Raw genomic sequence first — 26,026 nt, 5'->3', positions numbered from 1 at the left:
TCCGAACTCGGCCGTGAAACCTTTCAGCGTCAATGGTACTTTGGCTTAAGCCACGGGAGAGTAGAACGCTGCCAGGCCTACTCGAATATGAGGCATGAAGGTGTCAAAAATCACAAACCTCCAGTTAAACAAAAACCCCAGCTTTCACCGGCTGGGGTTTTTGTTTATGGGCTTATCAAAGCCATAATTACAATTCATCCTTCTGACCATCACTTTTCATATGGGAGTTATCATGCTGCGTCTTGCCTTGGCTTTTTTGGTTCTGTTGGGTCTCGCAAATTCAGCTGCCGCGCTGGAAATCGGGCAAACCGCTCCAGCTTTTGCGGTGCAGGATATTAATGGGCGCCGTGTTTCTCCGTCCGAATACAATCGCAAGATTATAGTTTTGGAATGGAACAATCCCGAATGCCCGTTCGTTAAAAAATTCTATGGTGCAGGCAAGATGCAGGAATTGCAAAAAGCCGCGGTTGCTGAAGGTGTAATTTGGCTCACCATCAATTCATCTGCGGATGGAAAACAAGGTTCGCTAACGCCAGAGCAAGCTAATAAAATCAACAAAGAACGCGGCTGGTCAGGCACAGCCTACATCCTCGACCCACACGGCAAGATCGGCAAAATGTATGAAGCAAAAACTACGCCGCATATGTATATAATTAACCGAGATGGCAATTTGGCATACCAAGGTGCAATAGACAACAAGGAGTCAGCCAATCCTGAAGATATCAAGACTGCCACCAATTACGTGAGCGAAGCTTTGGCTGAACTAAAGGCTGAAAAGAAGCTAACGACGCCATCTACCCGTGCGTATGGCTGCAGCATCAAATACGCTGATTGAAATATAGCGCAGCGAATTTTTAGGCCGCTTGGGCGACTTTTAAAAACTGCTGTAGCTGATCGAAAGTTCCTGTCCAGCCCATATTCATGCCTGGTATGCCAGCAATGAAGGTTGCCTTTTCGATTTCCGATGCTTCGAGCAAATTCCATGTCAGGTCAATTTTGGTTTTATTGCCTTCGGCAATAAATAAAACAGTAGTGAGCATCTGTAGCGGCCATGTTGGGCTCATTGGGTGGCGCGTTACGCCGCCAGCTTCATCTGAAAAGGAATGTTCCCAAACCAGTTTTTCGGGCGCTTTTACATCGCGGTAAACAAATTTTGCCCACATTTCGATGCCTTCAGCATTCTTCAGGCATGAATGGTTGATACCGCCCGGACGCAGGTCAAAGGTTTTGCAAGTTGCGGTAAAACCGCGTGGCCCAAACCATTGACCGAATTGATTGGGGTCTGCCCATGCTTTCCATACGGTTTCGCGTGGCGCATCAAAGGTGCGAGTGATGTTGAATTGAGGCTCTGCCATGACGTTCCTTCCGTTTGCTAATACGTTATAGGATTAATTAGGCTGTCGTACAAATAAAAAGAGCTATAAAAACCGCTAAGCAGCGCGCGGTTTACTTAGGAAATGTTCCCACTGATCCAGAATGCTTTCCAATTCAAAGCGCTTATCTGCTTTGACCAATGGTTTTGAATCCAGCAATTCGAATAATGCTGTGATGATTTGATTATCTGTTGCATTAGCAGGTAACAGCGTATTGCCGCAGTTTGATGCAACTTCAAGCACGGAAGCAAATTCGCACGCTAAGACTGATGTACCCATCGCGTTGGCTTCAGGCGCAACCAATCCAAAACTATCGGGGATGATGGCAACCGGCATGAATAAAACCTCGCACTTGCTGATTTCATCGCATGTTTCGCGATGATTTAGCTGGCCCATGTTAAAGGCATCTTCAGGCAGACTGCCATTCGCAAAATAGCCGGGATTTGAGCATGCAAATGTCAGGTGGGGGCGTATTCTTTTTGCCTTGGCATACAATTCATAGCAGCGTTCCAATCCTTTATATGGCGCTGAAAAGAAGCCTAGGCGCCCTGGGATTTTCTTCTGTCGGATAGGATACGTGACGACTGGATTATGAATAACGTGAATGGGGCGTTTGATGAAGCCTTCAACGGTCGGGATGTATTGCTCGATATTTATTTTGTGCGAATGGCTGACACAAATTCCTTCCATGTCGGAGTCATTTTTATTCATCCATGCGCCAGCGCGGTCATGATACCAAATCACATGCCGCGCTTTTGGAAAAAGCTGTTTCCAGTGACTGGGGTTTGTGTGGCAGCGAATATGAATCACAACATCTGGTTTAGGGCAGGGTGTTTGCGCACCCAGATGTCCTATACCGTAGATGTATTCGATTTCTGCTCGCGCAAGGTCTGTGTGATTATAAATGAATACCTCGTGGTGGCGCTGCGCCAGTCCATACGCAATACGTATGGTAATCATCTCAGCGCCGCCCAGGCCTTCTTTCTTTGGTGTTTCGTAAGAGTAGGGTTTGTATGTCGCACAATCGATAAACAGTATTCTCATATGGATTGCCTATGGCATGGAGCGGGCGGATATACAGAAGGCTATACGTTTCAATGCTACACAGATAATACTAAGATTAATTAATTATTAGTAAAATAAAAACCCCGCTCAGCGGGGCTGGGCGGGGTCGGGTTGTGGGGGAGTAAAAAGGCGGAGAGCGTGCCGAGTTAGCTGCTAGTGCCTCACTGCTTTTTTCTGAAATTGTTCTTCGGTGCTAATCGCACGAAGATAGCGGCCTTCCATTTTTTCAAGTTGTTGAATTTCGTCCTTCACACGCAGCTTCGATTTTTTTATCTGGGCCATTCTGATTTCGTCTGGGTGTGGGTGGTGCATTTCCTCTGTTAAAACTTCATCTAACCATTCGTGACGTTTGTGTAAGGCTACTATACGCTGACCTAATGCCATGATTTCCTCCTTGGTTGGATTGTTTCCTTGGACTTTTCAGCAACAGACAAGAAAAGAATCTTTGCCTGTAACTTGAATCTACTATAGCCGATTCTGGCTCGCTTTATAAGTTAATGTTTACTAAAAATTTACCTCTAAAATGCGTTTGATTTTTGAAGCATTAGCGCGATTGTTCTTATATTTTTCAAGTGATTGTATCACATTTTTCAATCGCGGAATGAACATCATGACGCAGTGCGGTAAATACAATCTTAATTTATTTGCACGATATTTTTTTCAAAATTAGTAGGCGATTAAGCATGACAACTGAGTCGTGAAAACAAACCCTTATCAATCGCCAAGACAGATACCGAGCGCGCGAGCGGTCGCAACCAGCGGGCCATCCAGTTCTACATCACGATACGTCGCAATGGCTTCGGCAAGCGGTACATCTTCCACTCGGCGATAGCGCCAGCACACCATACGGTCATGCTTGCCTTGTGCCAGACAATCGACCGCATGTACACCCATGGCAGATGCAATAACGCGGTCTTGCGCGCTGGGTTGGCCACCACGCTGCACATGGCCAAGCACCGTTACGCGCACTTCGGCCTGGCATTTTTCTGCAATCTGTTGACCAATGTAATCGCCGATACCGCCCAGGCGCTTTTGTTGGTCGGAAAATACTTTGCTGATTTTTTTTCCGGTTTTTGTGGTCACAGCTTCAGATACGATTACCAGTGAAAAATTGCGCCCATTTTTGCGGATGGTATTGATGTGTTCTGCAACTTTATCGATGTCATAGGGAATTTCTGGCATCAGAATAACGTCTGCGCCGCCGGCAATACCGCAGTGTAGGGCAATGTGCCCAGCATCACGGCCCATGACCTCCAGCACCATCACGCGGTTATGGCTTGCGGCAGTGGGTTGCAGGCGGTCTAACGCTTCGGTTGCAATATCAACCGCGGTTGAAAACCCAACCGACATTTCGGTTGCGCCCACGTCGTTATCGATAGTTTTGGGAATGCCAATCAGCTTGATACCGCCCTTGTCAGCAAGCCGTTTTAAAATGCTTAGACTTCCATCGCCGCCAACCCCGATCAGCATATCTAGCCCAAGCCCTTTGAAGCCGCGCAGGATATCATCCGATAAATCTTTTTTGCCGATGGGGGTAGGAAAGGCGAAGGGGTCCCCCTTGTTGGTTGTTCCCAGAATCGTGCCACCACGGCGGAGTAATTCACTGTCCATCTTATCGATGGTGAGCGGCACAATATGCGGCGGGCTGTAGATAAGGCCATGTGTGCCTTCGCATATACCAATAACTTCCCAACCATAATGGCGTATCGCATGGGTGACCACAGCGCGAATGACGGCATTAAGCCCCGCGCAGTCGCCGCCACTGGTCAAAAGCCCCAGTTTCTTAGGTGGTTGTTTGGATAGTTCAGCCATGCGGATTACTCTGCGATAACGCTTGGAATTAAGCCAATAATTTACGCATAGGGCGGGTTACCAAATCTTTAAGAATTTTATGTATTTTGGCTGCCGCACGCGTTATATTGCGCTCCCTTTACACCCTCTAGGCTCCCTAGGATTAAGGCTCGTTTTTTGCTCATGGACCACCTAAACCAATTGCGTGACAGGCTTTCGGCGTTAAAGCAGGAGCATCGCGACCTTGATGATATCCTTACTCGTCTTGAGGAAGCCTACCCGCGTGACGAGCTGCAAATGCGCCGTCTAAAAAAGCGCAAGCTACAACTGAAAGATGATATTGTGAAGATCGAGGGAATGCTCATCCCTGATATTATTGCTTAAGCTTTCTTCACATCATCCCGGCTGTTCAAAATACTTACCGTATAACTTAGCCCGATGGCAGCCTTGTTCTGAAGCAAAGGATCAAGCTTTGTCTTGATGGCCGTGACGAGCGCTTGTGCTTTTTTTTCGGCATCCATAATTTTGCAGCGGGTGAGCATGATGCTGAAATCATTACTGCCGGTTCGTCCGACCAGATCGCATGAACGCACGTTTGAAAGAATACAGTCCGATATAGCGATGGTAACAGCGCCATAAGTTAAATTGCCAAGCGTGGGCTTTGATTCAAGCAGGCCGTTAAAACTAAGCACCAATAGGCTGGAGATACCACCATAGCGTTCATCATGGGCAACAAGGCGCGCAATTTCACGAATGAATTCAGGCCGCGGAAGGATTGTGGTTGCTTCACCGGCGCCGGCGACCTCCATCTGGCGAAGCTTTTCCTTCAGCAGTTCGTTTTCACGCTGCATGGCGTGCCATTCTTTTTGCTGTTCTGGCGTAAGGTTATCCAGCTTCATTTACAAGATTTTCCTGAAGAGGTAGGGTAACAACTCCTAGCAAATAAAGGTTAAGTATGGATTTAGAAGATTTCGAACCCCGTAAACAAAAGCCAAAACCCAAAGATTTATCAGCCATATCGGTTGGGGATTTGGAAGAATATATCGCCATGCTGGAAGGGGAGATCGCGCGGGTGCGCGAGGAAATTGCGCGCAAGCAATCCCATAAATCTGCGGCCGCCGCGTTTTTTAAATCTTGAGCAGTGTCTCAACAATATAAACGCGGATCGCGCTGGAAAGATTTCCGCTGCGCTTTTTATCGATGCTTTCAATCAATTCCTGAACCGATTGATTTTGTTTTTTGGCAATCAGTTGCAACTGCGCCCAGAAAATTTCTTCCAAGCTAATGCTGGTTCGGTGCCCGCGCAGCGTAAGGGAATGCTTTTTAAGGCGCACTATTTCTCGCCAACCATTTGCTCCGGACGAACGACTTGGTCAAACTTTTCTGCCGTCAGCAGGCCAAGTTCCAGCGCAACTTCCTTCAAGGTCTTGCCTTCGGCGTGTGCTTTCTTGGCAATTTTTGCGGCATTGTCATAACCGATATGGGGGTTGAGTGCGGTAACGAGCATCAAGCTTTCGTTCACGATTTTTTTGATGCGGTCTTCGTTCGCGGTGATGCCTACCACGCAATTATCGGTGAAGCTATTTGCGCTGTCAGCCAATAAACGAATGGATTGCAGCAAATTGTGGATGATAACCGGTTTAAAGACGTTCAATTCGAAATGCCCGTTGGAGCCTCCAATGCTAACCGCAACATGGTTGCCCATGACTTGTGCGCAGACCATGGTCATGGCTTCGGATTGGGTGGGGTTTACCTTGCCGGGCATAATTGACGAACCGGGTTCGTTTTCGGGCAGGCTGATTTCACCAATACCGCAACGTGGGCCTGAACCCAGCAACCGAATATCATTGGCAATCTTCATGAATGATACGGCGATGGTGTTCATCACGCCGGATGCTTCAACCATTGCGTCATGCGCAGCCATTGCTTCGAATTTATTAGGCGCTGTAATGAAGGGCAGGCCGGTCATCGCCGCAACCTTCTTGGCGAATAATTCGGCAAAACCTTTTTTGCAGTTCAAACCTGTGCCTACGGCTGTTCCACCTTGGGCGAGTGGATAAATGCGATAGAGGCATTCCTTTGCGCGTGCCATCGATAAATGGACCTGCATCGCATAGCCGGAAAATTCCTGACCCAATGTTACGGGCGTTGCATCCTGCAAATGGGTGCGGCCGATTTTGACGATATGCTCAAATTCCTTGGCTTTTTTATTCAGTGCGCCATGCAAATGGGCAAGCGCAGGGAGTAGGCTGTTCACAATCTCCATCGCCGCGGCAATGTGCATGGCGGTTGGGAAACTATCATTCGATGATTGGCCCATATTCACATGGTCGTTCGGGTGGACGGGTTTTTTGCTGCCCACAACCCCGCCCATGATTTCAATAGCGCGATTGGAAATTACTTCGTTTACATTCATATTGGTTTGCGTGCCCGAACCCGTTTGCCACACAACCAATGGGAAGTGACCTTCCAATTTGCCGTTGATGACTTCATCAGCTGCTTTGCAGATACCATCGCACAATGATTTGTCCAACGCGCCAAGTTCCATATTGGTTTCAGCAGCAGCTTTTTTCAAAATGCCGAATGCGCGGATAAGCGCTTCGGGCATACGTTGACCGCCGATTTTGAAATTCTGCAAGCTGCGCTGTGTTTGCGCACCCCAATATTTATCGGAAGGTACATCAATCGGGCCGAAGCTATCGGTTTCAGAGCGGACGGATGTGTTTTTGGTGGTAGCAGCAACTGCGGACATGGAATAACCTTTATTAAGGGCAGGGGTGAAAAGAGGTGCTACTTTACCAAGCAAAAATACTTTAGCAACCTGACGTTTTTAGGTGCTTTTTCCAATAGTTAGGGTAAACATTTCACATGCCTGAATTAGCCCCATTTGCAACGCATCCCGACAAAAGCCGTGGTCGCCTTTTTGCCCAAAGCGCCAGCCCGACCCGCGGCCCGTTCCAGCGCGACCGTGACCGGATTATTCATTCCAGCGCGTTTCGTCGCCTGCGCAATAAAACGCAAGTATTCATTGCCAATGAAGGCGATTATTTCCGTACGCGTTTGACGCATTCATTAGAAGTCGCACAAATCGCGCGTGCTATCGCGCGGGTTTTGAATGTGGATGAAGATCTGGCGGAAGCGATGGCGTTGGCGCATGATTTGGGGCATACCTGTTTTGGGCATGCGGGCGAAAAAGCATTGAACGAATGCATGAAACCCTATGGCGGATTTTATCATAACGACCAGACTTTTCGCCTGGTCACGATTTTGGAAAAGAAATATGCTGCGTTCGATGGGTTGAACCTGACATGGGAAATGTTGGAAGGTGTTGCGAAACACAATGGCCCGTTGGTGGGCGATAAAATTCCGCCGACCATCAAGGCATTTCAAAACCAATTCGATCTGGAACTTGGCAGCTATGCAGGAATCGAGGCGCAGATCGCCGCGCTTTCGGACGATATCGCTTATAACACCCATGATTTTGATGACGGGTTTAACGCGGATATGTTCACCATGGATGAACTGGCGGCATTACCGATTTTCGATGCGATTGTAAAAGAAACGCGCGCACGCTATCCGAATATTGAGGAGCGCCGTTTGATGAATGAAATTGTACGCGAGGCAATAGGCGTCTTGGTTGCCGATTTGTTGGCGGAAACCAAATCACGTTTAGCAAAGCTTGCCCCCAAAAGCGCGGAAGATATTCGCGGCTCGAACCAGCCCGTGGTGGCATTCAGCGAGAAAGTGGAAAGTAACCTGAATGTGCTACGTGATTTTTTATTCACGCACATGTACCGCGCTGAAAAAGTAAAGATCATGAATCGGCAGGCGGACCAGCTGGTGAAAGGGCTGTTTGATTCCTTTTTTAACAACCCGTCATTATTGCCTGTGTCATGGGTTGAGCGTTTTGCCGATAAAACAACACTTGAAGACTTGCCCAGCCGCGCCAGAATAGTCGCAGATTATATTGCGGGGATGACGGATAGCTTTGCTGTGTTGGAATTCAAACGGCTACATCCGGATAAACAATTATAAATAAGACTAAAAACAAATGACGATTTACGAACACATCAAAACCCTTTTGAAGAGAACGCTGGTGGAAACTGCCGCAGGCATTGGCTGGGTATTACCTGCTGAACTTCCCGATTTTACAGTTGAAGCGCCGCGCGACCCAAAGCATGGCGATATCGCAACCAATTTGGCGATGACGCTAACCAAACTTATTGGCAAGCCACCGCGCGTGATAGCCGATGCGATGGTGGAAGCTTTAAAAAAAGATAGCTCATATACATCAGTCGAAGTTGCTGGCCCGGGTTTTATCAATCTGCGTCTGGCATCATCCATTTGGCAGGAACAACTGAAAACCATTTTGAATGCCGGAACGCATTACGGCGATTTGAAATTGGGCAATCATGAAAAAGTTTGCATCGAATATGTTTCGGCAAATCCAACCGGCCCGATGCATGCGGGCCATGTTCGCGGCGCGGTGTTTGGTGATGCATTATCAAACCTAATGCAAAAAGCGGGTTATGATGTAACGCGCGAATATTACTTTAATGATGCGGGAACGCAGGTCGATGTGCTCGCTAGAACCGTACATCTGCGCTACCGCGAAGCACTCGGCGAAAGCATCGGCGAGATCCCCGCAGGCCTTTACCCAGGTGATTATTTAAAGCCCGTTGCTGAAAAGTTGGTGGCTAGAGATGGTAAAAAGTGGTTGGGCGAATTGGAGCAAGTATGGTTGCAACCCATTCGTGAATTTGCGGTTGCTGAAATGATGCAGGCTATTCGTGAAGATTTAAAAATGATTGGCATCAAGCATGATGTGTTCAGTAATGAACGCGATGTCATTGAAAACGGCACGCTAGATAAAGTGTTCAAGGCGTTGGAAGATAAAGGGTTGATTTACGTTGGCACTTTGCCGCCACCACGCGGCAAGGAAATGGAAGATTGGAAGCCCGAACCACTGACGTTGTTTCGTTCATCACAATTTGGGGACAGCAGCGATCGTTCATTAAAAAAACGCGACGGTACGTGGTCGTATATTATGCCTGACATTGCGTATCATTATACGAAGATCCAGCGTGGATTTAAATTGATGATCAATGTGCTGGGCGCGGATCACGGCGGATATTTAGAACGCATGCGCCCCGCGATTGCCGCGATTTCGGATGGCAGCGCAAAACTGGATGTACTGTTTTGCCAGATGGTGAAGGTATTTAATAACGGCGAAGCCGTTAAGCTTTCCAAGCGTTCGGGAAATATCATCACGCTGCGTGAAATGGTGGAGGAGGTGGGGGCGGATAGCGTGCGCTTTACCATTTTAACGCGCAGTTTTGACAGCCAGTTCGAATTCGATTTTGCCAAAACCAAGGAACAATCACGCGACAATCCCGTATTCTATATTCAATACGCGCATGCGCGCTGCTATTCGGTATTCAGAAAAGCGGCAGAATTATTTCCTAAAGCCGACATAAGCGTTAATGCGCTGTCCAAGCTTGATTTGAATATGCTGACTAGTGAAGATGATATCGCGCTCATTCGCTTTCTGTGCAATTGGCCAAAAATGGTGGAGGCTGCTGCGCAAACACGCGAGCCGCATCGCATCAGTTTTTACCTTTATGAACTTGCTGGCCATTTCCATTCATTTTGGAATAAAGGCAAGGATGATGCGCAGCTTCGCTTTATAATTGAAGATAATTTACCGCTCACGATGGCAAGGCTTGCTTTGCTGAAGGGAATAACTACTGTAATTGCCAGCGGCCTTGCCGTGATTGGCGTTAAGCCGTTAGAGGAGATGCGTTGATGCGTGATTTTGATGAACATAATCCGCGGTTACGGATTATATTCGGCCTTGTGACTTTGCTGGTGCTTATCGGCGCGGTCTGGCTTGCGGCAGGATTTATCTGGCCGGAAGATAATGGGCAAATCGCCATTTTAAAGGCCGATAACACGCCATACAAGGTAAAGCCTGACCAGCCAGGCGGTATGCAAATCCCGCATCAGGATAAATTGATTTTCAATACCGTTTCATCCGATGGAAAAATGGTCACGGTTGAACGCATCTTACCCGGCCCCGAAACGCCGTTGAATACTCAGGCTCCCGCGCAGGAAATTCCTGTACCTGTTTCATCGCCTGACACAAAGTCTGAGAAGCCTGCCGAGAAAGCGGATACAAAAGCGGATATAAAACCAGAAACCAAGCAGGAAGAAAAAACTGCGCCCCTGCCAACGCCCACAGCTGCCGGCAAAACTGTTGATGCGCCTGTGCCTGTTGCTGCCATGGGCCGCGTTGTGGAAGCAGCGCCCGATGCAGTAAAAGCACCTTCGCAGCCTGCCAAACCCCCCGCAGCCTTTGATATGTCAAAAGGCGAGCCTCAACCGCTGGTAAAGCCAACGCCCGTGCCAGAAGCGGATATTGAAGAAGAAGCACAAGGCGCGGAACCAGCTGTTAAAGAGCCAACGGTGAAGGAACCGTTTGTGAAAGAAACTGCGCAGGCTGATGATGAACCCGTTGTCGATACATCAGGACCAAAATCCAAAGCGCGTGTAAAAGATACCGCCGCAATTGATGCGCAGGATGATAGCGACGCAACACCCGAACCTAAAAAAGAAGCAGCAGGCGGCAAGGCGCATTTCCAGCTGGCCAGCTTTTTCGACAAACCATCAGCAGATAAGGGCTTGGCGCAATTCAAATCCAAATTTGCGGGCGAACTGCAAGGCGCATCACTGGGTATTGCATCGGCAACCATCAATGGCGGCAAGCAGGTATTCCGTATTCAAGGAAGCGCAGCAAGTACTGCAACCGCATCCGATATATGCAGCAATATAAAGGCTAAAGGCGGCACGTGTGTTATCATCAAGCAGTAAAGATGGCGAACATAAAAGCGATGGCCGCGAGTTAAATCGTGACAAGCCACCCAAGGCGATGATTTTGGGTGTTTCCGGTATTGCACTGACCGATGCTGAAAAAAAGTTTTTTGCGTATTCCAACCCGCTTGGATTTATTTTATTCCAACGCAATTGTGTAAACCCACAACAAACAAAAAATCTGATTAAAGAATTGCGTGATGCAGTCGGACGGCCGCATGCGCCGATCCTAATCGATCAGGAAGGCGGGCGTGTAGCGCGCCTGAAGCCGCCGCATTGGCCGGAATTTCCGCCCGCGCGCATGATTGGTAAAATGGCGGAGCAAAGTCTGGATTTCGGATTGGAAGCAGCCAAAATAAATTCACAACTTATCGGCATTGAGCTTGCCGAACTGGGTATCAGTGTAAACTGCGCACCGCTGGCGGATGTGCTTTTCAATATAACTGATAATGCGATTGGCGACCGCGCTTATTCATCAGATGTAGCAATTGTAAGTGAATGTGCCCGGGCAGCAGCAGAAGGCCTGTTATGGGCAGGTGTTTTGCCTGTGATTAAACATATTCCGGGGCATGGCCGCACAGTTGTTGATCCGCATCATACGCAATCAGTTGTGAAGGCCAGCACGCAAGAATTGCGCGATATTGATTTTGCGCCATTCCGTGCACTGCGTGATATGCCACTGGGTATGACATGCCATATTATTTTTGAACAGTTTGATAAATTGCCGTGTAGTCTTTCGCCGGTGATGCATGAAATTATCCGCAAAGAAATTGGCTTTGATGGTTTGCTCATGTCGGATGATTTGAATATGAAGGGCGTTTTTGGACGGATTGAAGATTTGGTGATTAATTGTTTAAAGGCAGGCAGCGATATTGCACTTCATTGCAATGGTAATATGTCGGAGATGGTGCTGGTTTCAGGGGCGTGCCCAGCCATGACCGAGCAGGCAATGGATAGGTGGGATAGGGCACAATTACGCCTTGGTACACCGCCTATGTTTGTGGATAAGGGTGGTCTTTTAGACCGTTTAGACATGCTTTTAGGTGTTGCGGCCATCACGAGTTAACGTCTAAAATCTGCCCCTTATTGCTGAATCGGAACATTTAAAAGTACATCAGAAAACCAATGGAAGAACCCCTAAATATTGATGAAATGACGGCCGAAGCGCGCGGCAATGCCGCTGGCGGGGCGGGTGACCTGTTTCTGAAATTGAACGCATTTGAAGGTCCGATTGACCTGTTGCTGATGTTGGCGCGCGAGCAAAAGGTTGATTTGGCGCAAATCTCCGTTCTGGCCTTGGCCGAGCAATATCTTTCATTCGTGAATGAAGCGCGTAAATTACGCCTCGAAATTGCTGCTGATTATCTCGTGATGGCAGCGTGGCTTGCTTACCTTAAATCACGGTTGCTAATTCCTGCGCCGCCAAAAGCTGAAGAACCCACCGCGATTGAATTGGCGGAAGCGCTGGCCTTCCAATTAAAACGTCTGGAAGCCATGCAAAAAGCATCCGGCTGGTTACAAGATTTGCCGCAGGAAGGCCGCGGCTTTGTATTCCGCGGTATGCGCGAGCCAGATATAAAACATATTGTGCCTGTGTACACACTTGGCCTTTATGATTTGCTGAAAGCTGTAAAGGCACCGTTGCAACGTAACAATCAGGGCGAATACCGCATCGCGCCAACCAAGCTATTCAGTATGGAAGAAGCGCGCGAACGCATGAAAAAAATGTTGGGCTTTATGCCGCAATGGTCGGAATTGAGCCTGTTTATGCCCGAAGAATGGGAAGACATAAATTTGGCCCAAGGCGATGGCAGTAGCGAAGTGGTGCTACGCTCCGCACTTGCTTCAACCTTTGCGGCCAGCCTTGAACTTGCAAAGCAAGGCGTGATTGAACTGCGTCAGGATGGAAGTTTTGGCTCTATTTACGTGCGTCCGGTATTAAATAATGGTGGTGCGCCAACAACAGAACAACAGGAACAGTCAGGTGAGTAAGATGACTAAAACGGCTCAAAAAGAAACCGCACAAAAAGAAAATGGACAGGAATATACCTTCGAACAGGCCAAGCGCCTGTGCGAAGCGGTAATTTTTGCATCGACCATGCCCGTTACCAATGAATTGTTGCAGCAAAAGGTTGGTAAAAGCCAAGCGGTTGCGCCAATTATGGAACAATTACGTGAAGAATTTAAAGGCCGCGGCGTTGAACTGGTTGAAATTGCAGGGGGCTGGATGTTCCGCACCGCGCCGGATTTATCTGCGCAACTCAACATCACCATTCAGGTGCGCCGTAAACTGCCGCGTGTTGCTGCAGAAACTCTTGCGATTATCGCCTATCATCAGCCGATTTCCCGGGCGGAAATCGAAAGCATTCGCGGTGTGGCTACCGCGCGCGAAACGCTTGATATGCTTATGGAACTGGGCTGGGTGCGCCCAGGCAAACGCCGCGAAACCGTGGGGCGTCCATTAACATGGATTACATCAGATGAATTCCTGCGCCATTTTGGTTTGGGAAGCCTTAAAGATTTGCCGGGCATTCAGGATTTGCGTGAATCTGGCCTGCTCGACAGCCGTCCTGTGCTTGCACCCTTTGGTTCGGATGATGCTGAAAACGCCAGCGACGTTGAAATCGAAGACGAAGATTTGGAATATATTCCGGAAGCCGAAAGCGACGCCGTTGCACAAAACGGATAAGACGGAACATAATGCCTTATGGAAAACGTCGCGACAATTATCGGCAACAGCACATCCCCCATCAATGAATTGGCGCTGAGCCTTGTGATTGACCTTATAACCGAACAGGGTGGTAAGGTTATTCGGCATGCATGGTTATCGGATGCCGAAGCGGTTGATATTTATTTTGATGACGGCAGTGATGAATTAAGGGAAATGCTGCACACATGGGTGATTGACCACGGGATTGATATCATCGTCCAGCCGATTGCAGGACGTCGTAAAAAAGTGCTGCTGGCGGACATGGAATCCACCCTTATTAAAGAAGAAATGCTTGAAGAACTGGCCGATTTTGTTGGCCTTCGTGCCAAGGTAGAGGAAATCACCACACGCGCAATGAATGGCGAGCTGGATTTCAAAGCAGCGTTGAAGGAACGCTTGCTGTTGTTAAAAGGGCTTGATGCCAAAATTCTGGATGAATTATGCCAGAAGGCAACCATCACAGGTGGCGCCAAGGAATTAGTGGCAACGATGCGTAAGCATGATGCGCGTTGTATTATTGTGTCGGGTGGTTTTAAAATATTTACACAATTCATTGCCGATAAATTGGGCTTCGATGAAAATTATGGAAATGCGCTGGATATTAAAGACGGAAAAATCACTGGAGAAATGCTGGAGCCTGTTCTTGATAAAACCAGCAAACGCACAACACTGGCGGAAACTGCCAAGAAGCTGAATATTAGTGAGGCCGACGTCTGCGCGGTTGGTGACGGCGCCAATGATGTGCCGATGTTATTGGCGGCCGGGCTTGGCATTGCCTATCACGCAAAACCAGCCGTGCAACAACAGGCTAAGTTCAATATCCGTTTTGCCAATTTGCGCGGATTGCTATGGGCACAGGGCTATCACGCCAAAGACCTATCAGCCTAATTATTGCTGTGTATCGTCCTTATCGCTCTTTTCCTTTGGCTTGTCCTTCTTTGCGCTTCCATCAAGCGTGTTCACCGCGACAAAGCGCAGATCACCCGCACGGTTCAACAAAAGCAGAAGTGGTTTTTTGCCAGCCGCTGCGTCTTTGGCTAAATCTACCAAATCCTTTGCATCCTTCATTTCTTTTTGACCTGCCTCGACAATCAGGTCACCGGGTTTGATGCCTTTATCAATCAGCGGGCTGTTATCCCCCAACTCGGTGATGATGATGCCTTTGGTTTTATCATCAATCCCGAAGGCTTTACGGATATCCGCTGTCAGATTGCCAACTTTCATATCGAATTCAGGGATAGTGATAGATTTTGCAACCTTGGGCGATTTTTCTTCATCCTGCTTTTCATCTTCGCCATCGGCTTTTTCATCTTCCTTCAATTCGCCAACCATGACGCTGAGCATGACTTCCTTGCCATCGCGCCACACAATCATTGGAACTTTTTCATTAATTTTTGCTTCCGCGACGATACGTGGCAGACGGCGCATTTCGGTCACTGGCTTGTCATCAAATGCGATGATGATGTCGCCGGGCTTCACACCGCCCTTTGCCGCCGGGCTGTCAGCCGTAAGACTTGAAACCAGCGCACCGCGCGGTTTGTTCAGATTAAGGGATTTGGCAATTTCCTCGGTCACGTTTTGAATACGTACACCCAGCCAACCGCGGCGGATTTTTCCGCCATTTTTTAATTGTTCAACCACATTTTTAACGAGCGTGGACGGAATGGCAAAGCCAATACCCACCGATCCGCCGGAGGGAGAGAAGATGGCCGTGTTCATGCCAATCACTTCGCCCTTCATGTTGAACATGGGACCGCCGGAATTACCGCGATTAATCGGCGCATCAGTCTGAATGTAGTCATCATATGGGCCCGAATTAATATCGCGTGCACGGGCGGAAATAATGCCTGTAGTTACCGTACCGCCAAGGCCGAATGGATTGCCAATCACCAAAATCCAGTCACCGATGCGCATTTTATCGCTATCGCCGAAAGTGACATAGGGAAGAGGCGTTTTGCTTTTTACGCGAAGCAGTGCAACGTCAGTTTTCTTGTCGCGACCAACTACTTCGGCTTTCAAATTGGTGTCATCGTGTAAAATAATCGTGATTTCATCGGCATCTTCAATCACATGATTATTGGTAACTACCAATCCATCAGGAGAAATGATGTAGCCTGAACCGAGCGATGTGCTTTTGCGCTGTTTGGGAAGGCCGTTTGGCATGCCCTTATGCTTTTCCATGAAGTCCTTGAAGAAATCTTCAAACGGTGAGCCGGGCTGGAATTGTGGAAAATCGGGAAGTTCCTTTGCCCCTTTGTCATCCTTAATAATTTGCGTCGTGGAAATATTTACAACGGCAGGAAGTAAGCGCTCTGCCTCATCCGCAAAGCCTTCGTGCGGGAAAGATGGCGCAGAGGTAGGAGAGGGTGCAGAAGCAGGCGGGGTTTCAGCAAAGGCTGAGGTGGATAGGGATGCGCAAATCAGAAAAACAAGACCGAATATCGAAATCTGCTTCATAATCAATCCTTATCAATGTTGAAACGCACGCATGGTGGTATGAAGTGTAATCTTACGGCTTATTTTGTCAAAACTTTGCCAAAATAGCGGAAGAAATCGCTGTCGGGACTCAGAATAATCGATGTGTCCTTATTCGCCATAGTTTCGCGGTAAGCCTGCAAACTGCGGTAAAAATTATAGAACTGCGCATCCTTGCCGGTTGCTTGGGCTACAATTCGTAATGCTTCCTGATCGCCTTCACCGCGACGGCTTTCAGCCTTACGTTGCGCTTCGGCGAGCAGAACTGTTTTTTCACGCTCTGCCTTGGCTTTGATTTCTTGCGACAGTTCCTGACCCTTGGCACGGAATTCCGCTGCTTCGCGTTTACGTTCCGAAATCATGCGCGCGAAAATAGCCTGACTAGTTTCATCAGGTAAATTGGCACTGCGAATGCGTACATCCACAATTTCAACGCCATAATCCGCCGATTTTGCTTTATCATTCATTTCATCGCGGATGGCGACCATAATTTTGGCGCGCTGTTCCGACAATACATCTGTCATGCTCAGTGTGCCCAGAATTTGCCGCATCGACGAATTGACAAGAATACCCAATTGGTCATTCGCCACACGTTCATTGTTCAGGCGCTGGAAGAATTTAAGTGGGTCGGTAATACGGTAACGGGCAAACGCATCAACCACAAGCCGCTTTTGATCAGCAAGGATTGCTTCCTGTTCCGGTGCTTCCAGCGGTAAAACGCGTTTGTCAAAATAGGCAATCGTTTGGAAAAACGGAATTTTAAAGTTTAGCCCCGGATCGTGAATGGTTCGTACCACATCGCGGAATTGCAATACCAGCGCTTGCTGTTGTTGGTTCACAACAAAGATGCTGTCGGAAACAAACAGATAGCCGAAGAAGATAAGGATGGCTGTAAAAACTTGCTTAGGTGTCATCGTCTTTGTCCTTATGGCGCAGTTGCGCGGTTACGAACGAAATCCTGCAATGGCAGAATGGGCATTGCGCCGCCCTTGCTAATTGCGGGATCAATCAAAACCTTGTTCGCGCTTTTCAGTACGGTTTCCATGGCTTCGAAATAAAGGCGTGTGGCAGTAACTTCGCGTGCTTGCTGGTATGCAGCTAGAACACTTTCAAAACGCGCGGCATCACCTTTGGCATAGCTGATGACTTGGTCATGATACCCTTCCGCATCTTGCAACATTTTGGCTGCTTCACCGCGCGCACGTGGAACGATGTCGTTACGGTAAGCTTCAGCTTCGTTCCGTAAACGCTCGCCATCGGCGCGTGCGCGCTGCACATCATTAAATGCGTCCACCACAGGAAGTGGCGGTGTGACGTTGAGCAATTGAACCTGCGTCACCACAATCCCCGCCTTGTATTCATCAAGCATCGCTTGAACAAGCGTGGTTGTTTCGCGTTCAATTTCGGAACGCTTTTCAGTTAGAATGGGTTGAATTTGCATGCGACCGACGATTTCGCGAATGGCACTTTCCGAAGCCAGACGTACCGTTAAATCAGGGTTGCGCATGTTAAACAGATAGTCTTCTGCGTTTTTCACGCTCCAGAACACCGAAAAGCCGATATCGACGATGTTTTCATCGCCCGTTAGCATGCGGCTTTCACCATCAACGCTTAGATTGCTGTCGCTATCAACGCCTGTATCACGAAACCCGATTTTGATTTGGCGAATGGATTTAACATCGGGTAACAAGACCATTTCGATAGGTTCGGGAAGATGGTAACGCAAGCCAGCCTGTTCCATGCGAACGACTTGCCCAAAACGCAAGACGACGCCAATCTGGTTCGTTGAGACCTGATAAAATCCGCTGGCCAGCCATATCAAAATAATCGCTACGATACCGATGCTGATAAGGCGGCGCGGGCTACCTTGGTTGCCGGGAAATGCCTGACGGATTTGTTCACGGCTTTTGCGAAGCCATTCGTCAATATCAGGCTCCTGATTATTATTGCCCATAGGGCGGTTCGGGCCACGGCCACCGCCTGAATTATTCGACGGATTATTGCCGCCGCCACCCATATTACCCCAGGGGCCACCATTATTCCAACTCATCAGAACCTCTTTGTTACGCAGCAAGTTTGCTTTATAAGTACGGGCACGAATATAGGGCTTCAGTACAGAAAATTAAAGTAGAGTTTCATGTTCTTTAAATCCAAAACCCTTACGCAAGCGGATATAGAAAAAGCGCTAAATGCTGTACTGCACCCTGTAAAAGGGCAAAGTTTGATTGCGCTGAAGATGATTTCGGGAATTGTGCTTAAGCGTCAAGAAAAAGACACAGTGGTTACTTTTGTTGTGGATATGCGTGATGGCGATGAAGCGTTGATGGAACGTCTGCGCGAAGTTTCGGAAAAAGCCGTGAAGTCTGTAAAAGGCGTGACCGGCGCGCGCGCAATTTTTACATCATCAAATCACCATGCACCTGCGGCACCCCAAAAATCCCATACCGGTCATGCCGCAAGACCGCAAATGGAAACCAAGCATCTTGGAAAAATTATTGCCGTGCTATCGGGCAAGGGCGGGGTAGGAAAATCAACCACCGCTGCCAATCTTGCATGCGCGCTTGCACAAAAAGGATTACGTGTTGGGCTTTTGGATGCCGATGTGTATGGCCCATCTGTCCCGCGTTTATTTGGTTTGACCAGCAAGCCGGAAACAAAAGATAACAAACTTATCCCGCTTGAAAAATATGGCCTAAAAATTATGTCCATCGGTTTTATGGTGGAAGAAGAAACGCCTGTAATATGGCGCGGGGCGATGGTGCAAACTGCGCTTAAGCAAATGCTGAATGATGTAAATTGGGGGCAGCTTGATACGTTGGTTATTGATATGCCGCCGGGAACGGGCGATGCGCAGTTAACGCTGGCGCAAAATGTGCCGATGGCAGGAGCGGTCATCGTTTCAACGCCGCAGGATCTGGCGCTGATCGATGCACGCAAAGCGATTGCTATGTTCCGCCGCGTAGAAATTCCGATTTTAGGCCTGATTGAAAACATGAGCAGTTTTATTTGCCCAAGCTGCGGAACGCAAAGTGATATTTTCGGGCATGGCGGCGCACGGCACGAAGCAGAGCGAATTGGCGAGCCATTTCTTGGTGAAATACCGCTGACCATACGTCTTCGTGAAACATCGGATGCTGGAACGCCCATTACTGCAATTGAACCAAGTGACGTTATTTCGCAAAGCTATAAGGCGGTTGCAGATAAAGTTTGGGAAAAGCTTGCGGGCAACCCGCAGCGTTCTGCACCCAAGATCACGATTGAAGATTAATCAGCTGCAAAACCGCAGTTTCACAAATTCACGCATCAATCTTCCATCTGCATCTCTGTCGGCTATGGTTGCGCGGTTGGGCAATTTAACTTCGCGGACCACGGCCGGGTTTGTATCACAGGTAAGTAACTTGCCATTTATAAATAACTGAATGGCGGTTGTGCGTTCTTTGGGCGGCGGGACCATTACCGTTGCTTCGCCAAAGCTGGAAAGCTGTAATGTGATACGTGTTTCAGTGATTGGAAAATCACCGTTTCGTACCATGGGGATCATGGCAACCGCTGTTTCATAACGCAGGCCTTTTGGCGTTCTGAACTGACTGACATCCGAATGATCGACCCTGTTTGCATTCGCGGATGCATCAGCGGGATAACAGTCCTTTACCACGGTTGTGATGGTCGCAAGCTCTTGTGCGACAAGCCCATCCAATTGCACACGTGCAGAAAACTGGCTGCGGCATCGCACGAGATCAACATGGCCATTGCTACCTGAAAAAGCATAGTAACTATTGCTTGGATTGGAAATGGTTGGGGTAATGGTTACCGGCACTGAACGCAACACGCCATCATTGCCTATAATGTCGATAGTTCTGTCGCTTTCAAAGTAGCTTGAAAACATCGGCTGCACCCGCACGCGCATTGCGGCTGCAAATTTTTCATTGATGCCACCGCTTTCCGCATCGACATGTGCAGGGCCAATAATTTCCTGCAATCGGCTCCGCGCATTATCGTATGGAATTTGGCTGCATCGATGCATGCCCGCGCCGACAACCAAAAGCGCGCCTACATACACAAACGCAAACACAAGGTCATGGCGGTTCGAGTGTGATTGTGGGCTGGTATCGGACATCAAATAAACCCCATAAAAAATAGGGTTTATTTATGCGTTAAGCGGCCTGTTTGCACAAGGGCGCCACGTTGCAGTGCGATAAATGCCCAGTTTAGGCTGCTTTTGCCAATATAGGCTTGGTGACATCCATCAAGCCGCGAACGGCATTAACTGATGCATCAAACGCTGCCTGTTCTTCGGTTGTCAGCTTTAGCTCGACAATCTTTTCAACACCGCCTGCGCCGATGATAACCGGAACGCCAACATATATATCCTTCACGCCATATTGACCACTAAGCAGCGCAGCGCATGGCAAAACACGTTTTTTATCGCGCAGATAGCTTTCAGCCATCGCAATCGCCGATGAAGCAGGGGCATAGAATGCCGAGCCTGTTTTCAAAAGCTTTACAATTTCGGCGCCGCCATCGCGTGTGCGTTGGACGATTTCATCAAGGCGTGCTTGAGTGGTCCAGCCCATTTTCACCAGTTCTGGCAATGGAATACCAGAAACGGTTGTAAAGCGTGGTAACGGCACCATTGTGTCGCCGTGGCCGCCCAGTACAAATGCCGTAACATCTTCAACGGAAACATTGAATTCGGTTGCAAGGAATGCGCGGAAACGTGCGCTATCCAATACACCGGCCATGCCAACAACCTTGTTGGCTGGAAGGCCGGAAACTTCACGCATCACCCATACCATGACATCCAATGGGTTGGTGATGACGATAACGAATGCGTTTGGCGCATTTTTTTTAATGCCTTCGGCAACGGTTTTGATGATGCCGGTGTTGATACCGATGAGATCATCGCGGCTCATGCCGGGTTTACGTGGAATACCTGCGGTGACGATAATTACATCACTATCTTTAATGAGAGAGTAATCGGTACCGCCGGAAAGTTTAGCATCGAAGCCTTCCACGGTTGAGGCTTGAAGAATATCAAGCGTCTTTCCTTCAGGAACGCCTTCCATGATATCGAGCATGACAATGTCGCCCAGCTCCTTGATCCCTGCGAGCATGGCAAGCGTGCCACCAATTTGACCAGCACCGATAAGAGCAATTTTTTTACGAGAAGCCATGTGTGAAAACTCCGATGAATAATTGGAGAAAGGAAGGAATTAGACAATAATCCCTTTAATGGCTGTTATCAATACGGTCCAAACCTTGCCAAATCATTAAGGCTTCTTTGGTTTCGGCTACGTCATGCACACGTAGGATCTGCGCACCGTGTTCCACGGCCATAACCGCTGCAATGAGGGATATTTGCAAACGATCTTCGCCATCGGCCAGATTTGCCAGCTTGGCAAGGAAGCTTTTGCGCGAGGCCCCGATGAGAACGGGCACGCCAAGAGTTTGGAAGTTCCGGGCATTATTCAGTAGCGCGATACTATGCTCCGCCGTTTTGCCAAAACCCAAACCCGGATCGGCGATCAGGCGTGATTTTTGAATGCCGGCCATGATGCAATCATCAATTCGTCGTTCCAGATAATTGTAAACGTCCTGCACAACATCTTTATAAGTTGGGTTGTTTTGCATGGTTTGCGGATTGCCTTGCATATGCATCAACACTATTTGCGCATCACATTCTGCGGCAAAGGTCACACTGTCAGGGTCATGGGTCAAGGCGCTGACATCATTAATGATATCAGCGCCAGCCTTTACTGCTTCACGCATGGTGCTGGCATTACGTGTATCGATGGAAATCTTCACGCCGCGCTTTTTTGCTTCGGATTTCAATTCAGCGATAATTGGCAATACGCGGTGTTGTTCTTCGTCTGGCGCAACAGGGGTTGCTTTGGGCCGAGTGGACTCCCCGCCAATATCAATGATATCGGCGCCTTCATCCATCAGCTGAATGCCGTGTTTGATGGCAGCATCAACCGACAAAAACTTCCCGCCATCAGAAAAGCTATCCGGCGTTGCGTTCAAAATGCCCATGAGGAGTGGTTGTTTCATTATTCTTTTTTCTGCTTTGCCAGAACGAACATTAACTTACGGGCTGCATTCTGCTTTAAAACTGTATTGCCTGCGCTGATAGGGCCTTGAATAACCACTTCCGTGCCTGTTTCTGGGTCTATGGCCGTTACCTTGGCCAAAGCGCCTATATGCGTGATTTCGAACAGGATTTCTTTAGCATTTTTGGGCTTCATATGGCTATTTCAGCATAAAAATAATTATTTCAGAAAGGCTTTGTTTAAGGCCCCGTTTTTGATAGGCTTTGCGTCCTTTGAATCTGTGTAGGAATTGGGTTTTTAAGAATTATGGAAACTATTGCACTTGCATCCGACCATCGCGGTTTTGCCTATAAGGAAGAGCTGACCGCATTCATCCGCAACTTGGGTTTCATGCCGCTGGATCTGGGCACAAAAAGCACCGACCGCGTGGATAGCCAGGACTATGGTGTAGCGGCGGCGTTAGCGTTGAAGGAAGGCCGTGCGAGCAAGGCCATCATTATCTGTGGCTCCGGCAATGGCATTGCTATCGCAGCGAACCGTTTCCGGCATGTACGCGCGGCACTTTGCCCGCATGCCACTGCAGCCAAAATGGCGCGCCAGCACAATGATGCAAACATCATCAGCCTTGCAGCAGATTTCATGGGATATGATCTTATCAAAGATTGCGTGGAAGTGTTTTTGAAGACCGAATTTCTTGGCGGGCGATATGCCGAACGCGTTGAAAAATTGAACAAACTTGATCCAAATAAATTTTAAGAAAGGTAAGACCAATGGCTTTAGCCCAAACAGTAAACGATAAACACGCAAACGACAGCGTTGCAGGAACACGCAATCGCTTCTTTGAAGAATCCGTTCGCACATCCGACCCTGAATTATTCGAAGCGCTGCGCGGTGAACTAAAGCGCCAGCAAGACCAGATTGAATTGATTGCATCGGAAAACATCGTTTCACGCGCGGTATTGGAAGCGCAAGGTTCGGTGCTGACCAACAAGTACGCTGAAGGTTATCCGGGCAAGCGTTATTACAATGGCTGCGAATATGTCGATATTGCTGAAAAACTGGCAATTGACCGTGCATGCAAATTATTCGGCTGCACCTATGCAAACGTGCAACCCAATTCCGGTTCACAAGCAAACCAAGCCGTGTTCATGGCCGTGATGAAACCCGGTGATACCTTCATGGGTCTTGATTTGGCGGCGGGCGGCCATTTGACCCACGGCGCAAGCGTGAACCAATCCGGTAAATGGTTCAACGTAGTCAGCTATGGCGTGAAGCGCGACACCCATTTGATTGATTATGATCAAATGGAAAAACTGGCGCATGAGCATAAGCCGAAATTGATTATCGCAGGCGGTTCTGCCTATCCGCGCACCATCGACTTTGCGCGTTTCCGCAAAGTGGCCGATGCGGTTGGGGCGGTATTTATGGTGGATATGGCGCATTATGCCGGTTTGATTGCGGGCGGCGTCTATCCAAGCCCATTCCCGCATGCGCATGTTGCGACCACGACAACGCATAAAACATTGCGCGGCCCACGTGGCGGCATGATTTTGTCGAACGATCCTGAGCTTGGCAAAAAATTCAACTCTGCCATCTTCCCGGGCATTCAAGGTGGCCCGCTGATGCATGTGATTGCAGCAAAAGCGGTTGCATTTGGTGAAGCTTTGCAACCATCATTCAAAACCTATGCACAAAATGTGCTTGATAACGCACGCGTTCTTGCTGACACATTGGTCAGCCATGGGTTTGGCGTTGTGTCGGGCGGAACGGACAGCCACATCGTGCTGGTCGATCTCACATCGAAGAATATTACCGGTAAGGATGCGACAACTGCTTTAGAAAACGCAGGCATGACATCGAACAAGAACGGTATTCCGTTCGACACCAAGCCACCAACCGTTACATCGGGCGTGCGCTTGGGTTCACCTGCTGCGACCACGCGCGGTTTCACTAAGGCGGAGTTCAAGCAGATTGCGAACTGGATTGCGGAAACCGTTGCTACACTTGCGCAAAATCCTGATGGAAATAATTTGGTCGAAGCCAAGGTAAAAGCGGAAGTGAAAGCTTTGTGCGATCGTTTCCCGATTTACCAAGCTGAAACACGATAAAGGAACGCTATGCGCTGCCCGTTCTGCGGACACGAAGAAAGCCAAGTGAAGGACAGCCGTTCAACGGATGATGACGCAGCTATTCGTCGTCGCCGTCAGTGCAATCAATGCGGCGCGCGGTTCACGACGTTTGAACGGGTGCAGCTGCGCGAGCTGATTGTTATTAAAAAGTCGGATGGCGAGCGCCAACCCTTTGAACGCAGCAAAGTTGAACGCTCGCTTCGTCTGGCACTGCGTAAACGCCCGATTGATGAAGAACGGATTGAAGCTGTGGTAAACAGCATCGTACGCCAGCTTGAAAGTCTGGGCGAAAACGAAATTACGACGAAACAAATTGGCGAATATGTAATGGATGCACTGCTCACGCTTGACCACGTTGGCTATGTGCGTTACGCATCGGTTTATAAAGATTTCCGCGAGCCGGATGATTTCAATGAGTTCATTGATAATCTGCGACAGGATAACCAGAAATCCGGAACATAAATGCACAACGACATCGACTATATGAAAATCGCGCTGAATATAGGCGCGCGCATGTTGGGGCAGGTAGCGCCAAACCCCTCGGTTGGATGTGTACTGGTCAATGATGGCATGATTGTTGGGCGCGGTGTAACGCAGCCGGGTGGACGCCCTCACGCTGAAACACAAGCCATTGCGCAGGCGGGCGAGCGTGCGCGTGGCGCAACGGCCTATGTGACATTAGAGCCGTGTTCCCATCACGGAAAAACGCCGCCATGCTCCGAAGCGCTGATTAACGTCGGCATCGTGCGCGTAGTTGCAACGATGGAAGACCCTGATCCACGGGTGAGTGGCAAAGGGTTTACCATGCTACGCGCAGCCGGTATCGAGGTTGTATCTGGTGTACTTGCTGAAGAAGCTGCATTCCAACAGGAAGGGTTTTTAAAGCGCGTGAAGCATGGTCGTCCCATGTTCACATTAAAACTTGCCAGCACGCTGGATGGCCGTATAGCCACTGAAAGCGGGGAAAGCCGCTGGATAACAGGCGAAACCGCGCGCAATTATGTACATACCCTGCGTGCATCAAATGATGCGGTCATGGTTGGAATTGGAACAGTATTAGCGGATGATCCAGAATTAACGTGTCGATTAGCTGGCCTTGAAAAAGCATCGCCCATCCGCGTCGTGGTAGATAGACAGCTTAATATTCCCATGAATGGAAAAATGGTGACATCTGCTGCTGAGCAACCATTGTGGATTATCACTCGTGAAAAAAGCGATGCCGGAAAAATTAAAGAATTGGAAAAGCGCGGCGCAGTGGTACTGACGGTTCCAACGAATGATGATGGGTATATTGATTTGGGGGTCGCAGCCCGCAAATTAGGTGAGCGCGGATTAACGCGGGTATTGGTTGAAGGCGGCGCTTATCTCGCAGCGGCCCTGATAAAGGACGGCGTGGTGGATAGGTTGGAATGGATCACTGCGCCAAGCCTTATTGGGGATGATGGCAAGCCAAGCTTAAAGCCATTAGGGGTTGAAACATTAGTACAGCGCCACCAATTCAAGCCTTATGCCTGTAAAATGCTTGGTAATGACAGGCTGGAAAGCTTTGTGCGGGCGGGATAG

General features: G+C 48.7%; 29 protein-coding genes. 15 read left to right on the top strand and 14 right to left on the bottom strand.

Annotated elements, in window-relative coordinates; all coding sequences use genetic code 11:
• Positions 1–232 precede the first annotated feature (232 nt).
• A complete protein-coding gene (locus SFW65_03660; protein ID MDX1922212.1) occupies positions 233–835 on the top strand; it encodes a redoxin domain-containing protein in 603 nt (200 codons plus the stop codon).
• 19 nt (positions 836–854) lie between these two features.
• On the opposite strand, the gene SFW65_03655 is transcribed toward SFW65_03660, so the two are convergent.
• The 4 genes from SFW65_03655 to SFW65_03640 all read right to left on the bottom strand — a co-directional run bounded on the left by SFW65_03655 (position 855) and on the right by SFW65_03640 (position 4,250).
• Positions 855–1,355: an SRPBCC domain-containing protein gene (locus SFW65_03655; protein ID MDX1922211.1), complete on the bottom strand. Its 501-nt coding sequence runs from the start codon at positions 1,353–1,355 to the stop codon at positions 855–857.
• Between the two features lie 75 nt (positions 1,356–1,430).
• Positions 1,431–2,417 carry a hypothetical protein gene (locus SFW65_03650; protein ID MDX1922210.1) on the bottom strand — a complete coding sequence of 329 codons (987 nt, stop codon included), beginning with the start codon at positions 2,415–2,417 and terminating at the stop codon, positions 1,431–1,433.
• 174 nt (positions 2,418–2,591) lie between these two features.
• Complete coding sequence (locus SFW65_03645; protein MDX1922209.1) at positions 2,592–2,822, bottom strand: DUF465 domain-containing protein; 231 nt, start codon at positions 2,820–2,822, stop codon at positions 2,592–2,594.
• A gap of 330 nt (positions 2,823–3,152) precedes the next feature.
• The gene (locus SFW65_03640; GenBank protein MDX1922208.1) at positions 3,153–4,250 is read right to left on the bottom strand and encodes an ATP-dependent 6-phosphofructokinase; all 1,098 of its coding nucleotides are present in this window, start codon (positions 4,248–4,250) and stop codon (positions 3,153–3,155) included.
• A 162-nt stretch (positions 4,251–4,412) separates the two neighbouring features.
• Between SFW65_03640 and SFW65_03635 the strand changes: the two genes are divergently transcribed.
• Positions 4,413–4,613 (top strand): DUF465 domain-containing protein, encoded by a 201-nt coding sequence (locus SFW65_03635; protein MDX1922207.1) that lies wholly within the window; start codon positions 4,413–4,415, stop codon positions 4,611–4,613.
• On the opposite strand, the gene SFW65_03630 is transcribed toward SFW65_03635, so the two are convergent.
• Positions 4,610–5,128, bottom strand: a complete 519-nt coding sequence (locus SFW65_03630) for a diguanylate cyclase (GenBank protein ID MDX1922206.1) — start codon at positions 5,126–5,128, stop codon at positions 4,610–4,612. The two genes, SFW65_03635 and SFW65_03630, sit on opposite strands and share 4 nt — an antisense overlap.
• 56 nt (positions 5,129–5,184) lie before the next feature.
• Here SFW65_03630 and SFW65_03625 point away from each other — a divergent pair, with 56 nt between their 5' ends.
• On the top strand, positions 5,185–5,367 hold the full coding sequence (locus tag SFW65_03625; GenBank protein MDX1922205.1) for a DUF1192 domain-containing protein: 183 nt from the start codon (positions 5,185–5,187) through the stop codon (positions 5,365–5,367).
• On the opposite strand, the gene SFW65_03620 is transcribed toward SFW65_03625, so the two are convergent.
• Both SFW65_03620 and fumC read right to left on the bottom strand, forming a co-directional pair.
• On the bottom strand, positions 5,357–5,563 hold the full coding sequence (locus SFW65_03620) for a ribbon-helix-helix domain-containing protein (GenBank protein ID MDX1922204.1): 207 nt from the start codon (positions 5,561–5,563) through the stop codon (positions 5,357–5,359). The genes SFW65_03625 and SFW65_03620 overlap by 11 nt on opposite strands.
• Positions 5,563–6,981 (bottom strand): class II fumarate hydratase, encoded by a 1,419-nt coding sequence (gene fumC, locus SFW65_03615; protein ID MDX1922203.1) that lies wholly within the window; start codon positions 6,979–6,981, stop codon positions 5,563–5,565. Before fumC ends, SFW65_03620 begins: the two co-directional genes overlap by 1 nt.
• 116 nt (positions 6,982–7,097) lie before the next feature.
• On the opposite strand from fumC, the gene SFW65_03610 reads away from it, so the two are divergent.
• Genes SFW65_03610 through serB form a run of 7 tightly spaced genes read left to right on the top strand, consistent with a single transcriptional unit; the run spans position 7,098 to position 14,697 of the window.
• Positions 7,098–8,264, top strand: a complete 1,167-nt coding sequence (locus SFW65_03610) for a deoxyguanosinetriphosphate triphosphohydrolase (GenBank protein MDX1922202.1) — start codon at positions 7,098–7,100, stop codon at positions 8,262–8,264.
• A 16-nt stretch (positions 8,265–8,280) separates the two neighbouring features.
• Positions 8,281–10,035: an arginine--tRNA ligase gene (gene argS / locus SFW65_03605; protein MDX1922201.1), complete on the top strand. Its 1,755-nt coding sequence runs from the start codon at positions 8,281–8,283 to the stop codon at positions 10,033–10,035.
• The gene (locus SFW65_03600; protein MDX1922200.1) at positions 10,035–11,099 is read left to right on the top strand and encodes a hypothetical protein; all 1,065 of its coding nucleotides are present in this window, start codon (positions 10,035–10,037) and stop codon (positions 11,097–11,099) included. Before argS ends, SFW65_03600 begins: the two co-directional genes overlap by 1 nt.
• Positions 11,080–12,165: a glycoside hydrolase family 3 protein gene (locus tag SFW65_03595; protein MDX1922199.1), complete on the top strand. Its 1,086-nt coding sequence runs from the start codon at positions 11,080–11,082 to the stop codon at positions 12,163–12,165. The genes SFW65_03600 and SFW65_03595 overlap by 20 nt, the downstream gene beginning before the upstream one ends.
• 59 nt (positions 12,166–12,224) lie before the next feature.
• Positions 12,225–13,091 carry a ScpA family protein gene (locus SFW65_03590; GenBank protein ID MDX1922198.1) on the top strand — a complete coding sequence of 289 codons (867 nt, stop codon included), beginning with the start codon at positions 12,225–12,227 and terminating at the stop codon, positions 13,089–13,091.
• A gap of 1 nt (position 13,092) precedes the next feature.
• Positions 13,093–13,788, top strand: a complete 696-nt coding sequence (gene scpB, locus SFW65_03585; protein MDX1922197.1) for an SMC-Scp complex subunit ScpB — start codon at positions 13,093–13,095, stop codon at positions 13,786–13,788.
• An 18-nt stretch (positions 13,789–13,806) separates the two neighbouring features.
• Positions 13,807–14,697, top strand: coding sequence for a phosphoserine phosphatase SerB (gene serB, locus SFW65_03580; GenBank protein MDX1922196.1), 891 nt, complete (start codon positions 13,807–13,809; stop codon positions 14,695–14,697).
• Here serB and SFW65_03575 read toward each other — a convergent pair whose 3' ends face one another.
• Genes SFW65_03575 through hflK form a run of 3 tightly spaced genes read right to left on the bottom strand, consistent with a single transcriptional unit; the run spans position 14,698 to position 18,334 of the window.
• On the bottom strand, positions 14,698–16,266 hold the full coding sequence (locus SFW65_03575; protein MDX1922195.1) for a DegQ family serine endoprotease: 1,569 nt from the start codon (positions 16,264–16,266) through the stop codon (positions 14,698–14,700).
• Positions 16,267–16,325: 59 nt separating this feature from the next.
• On the bottom strand, positions 16,326–17,198 hold the full coding sequence (gene hflC, locus SFW65_03570) for a protease modulator HflC (GenBank protein MDX1922194.1): 873 nt from the start codon (positions 17,196–17,198) through the stop codon (positions 16,326–16,328).
• Positions 17,199–17,209: 11 nt separating this feature from the next.
• Complete coding sequence (hflK, locus tag SFW65_03565) at positions 17,210–18,334, bottom strand: FtsH protease activity modulator HflK (GenBank protein MDX1922193.1); 1,125 nt, start codon at positions 18,332–18,334, stop codon at positions 17,210–17,212.
• Between the two features lie 87 nt (positions 18,335–18,421).
• Here hflK and SFW65_03560 point away from each other — a divergent pair, with 87 nt between their 5' ends.
• Complete coding sequence (locus SFW65_03560) at positions 18,422–19,552, top strand: Mrp/NBP35 family ATP-binding protein (protein MDX1922192.1); 1,131 nt, start codon at positions 18,422–18,424, stop codon at positions 19,550–19,552.
• Here SFW65_03560 and SFW65_03555 read toward each other — a convergent pair whose 3' ends face one another.
• From SFW65_03555 to SFW65_03540, 4 genes are all read right to left on the bottom strand, one after another.
• On the bottom strand, positions 19,553–20,401 hold the full coding sequence (locus tag SFW65_03555; GenBank protein MDX1922191.1) for a hypothetical protein: 849 nt from the start codon (positions 20,399–20,401) through the stop codon (positions 19,553–19,555).
• Positions 20,402–20,492: 91 nt separating this feature from the next.
• Positions 20,493–21,458 carry a malate dehydrogenase gene (gene mdh, locus SFW65_03550; GenBank protein MDX1922190.1) on the bottom strand — a complete coding sequence of 322 codons (966 nt, stop codon included), beginning with the start codon at positions 21,456–21,458 and terminating at the stop codon, positions 20,493–20,495.
• A gap of 55 nt (positions 21,459–21,513) precedes the next feature.
• Positions 21,514–22,335 (bottom strand): dihydropteroate synthase, encoded by an 822-nt coding sequence (gene folP / locus SFW65_03545; GenBank protein MDX1922189.1) that lies wholly within the window; start codon positions 22,333–22,335, stop codon positions 21,514–21,516.
• On the bottom strand, positions 22,335–22,529 hold the full coding sequence (locus SFW65_03540) for a hypothetical protein (protein MDX1922188.1): 195 nt from the start codon (positions 22,527–22,529) through the stop codon (positions 22,335–22,337). The genes folP and SFW65_03540 overlap by 1 nt, the downstream gene beginning before the upstream one ends.
• 111 nt (positions 22,530–22,640) lie before the next feature.
• On the opposite strand from SFW65_03540, the gene SFW65_03535 reads away from it, so the two are divergent.
• Genes SFW65_03535 through ribD form a run of 4 tightly spaced genes read left to right on the top strand, consistent with a single transcriptional unit; the run spans position 22,641 to position 26,026 of the window.
• A complete protein-coding gene (locus SFW65_03535; protein ID MDX1922187.1) occupies positions 22,641–23,090 on the top strand; it encodes an RpiB/LacA/LacB family sugar-phosphate isomerase in 450 nt (149 codons plus the stop codon).
• Positions 23,091–23,104: 14 nt separating this feature from the next.
• Complete coding sequence (glyA, locus tag SFW65_03530; protein ID MDX1922186.1) at positions 23,105–24,442, top strand: serine hydroxymethyltransferase; 1,338 nt, start codon at positions 23,105–23,107, stop codon at positions 24,440–24,442.
• 9 nt (positions 24,443–24,451) lie between these two features.
• Positions 24,452–24,925 (top strand): transcriptional regulator NrdR, encoded by a 474-nt coding sequence (nrdR, locus tag SFW65_03525; GenBank protein MDX1922185.1) that lies wholly within the window; start codon positions 24,452–24,454, stop codon positions 24,923–24,925.
• A complete protein-coding gene (ribD, locus tag SFW65_03520; protein ID MDX1922184.1) occupies positions 24,926–26,026 on the top strand; it encodes a bifunctional diaminohydroxyphosphoribosylaminopyrimidine deaminase/5-amino-6-(5-phosphoribosylamino)uracil reductase RibD in 1,101 nt (366 codons plus the stop codon).

The sequence above is a fragment of the Alphaproteobacteria bacterium genome (assembly GCA_033762625.1).
Classification (GTDB): domain Bacteria; phylum Pseudomonadota; class Alphaproteobacteria; order UBA9219; family RGZA01; genus RGZA01.
The sequence above is the reverse complement of the archived record's forward strand: the minus strand, read 5'-3'. Positions and strand labels throughout refer to the sequence as shown.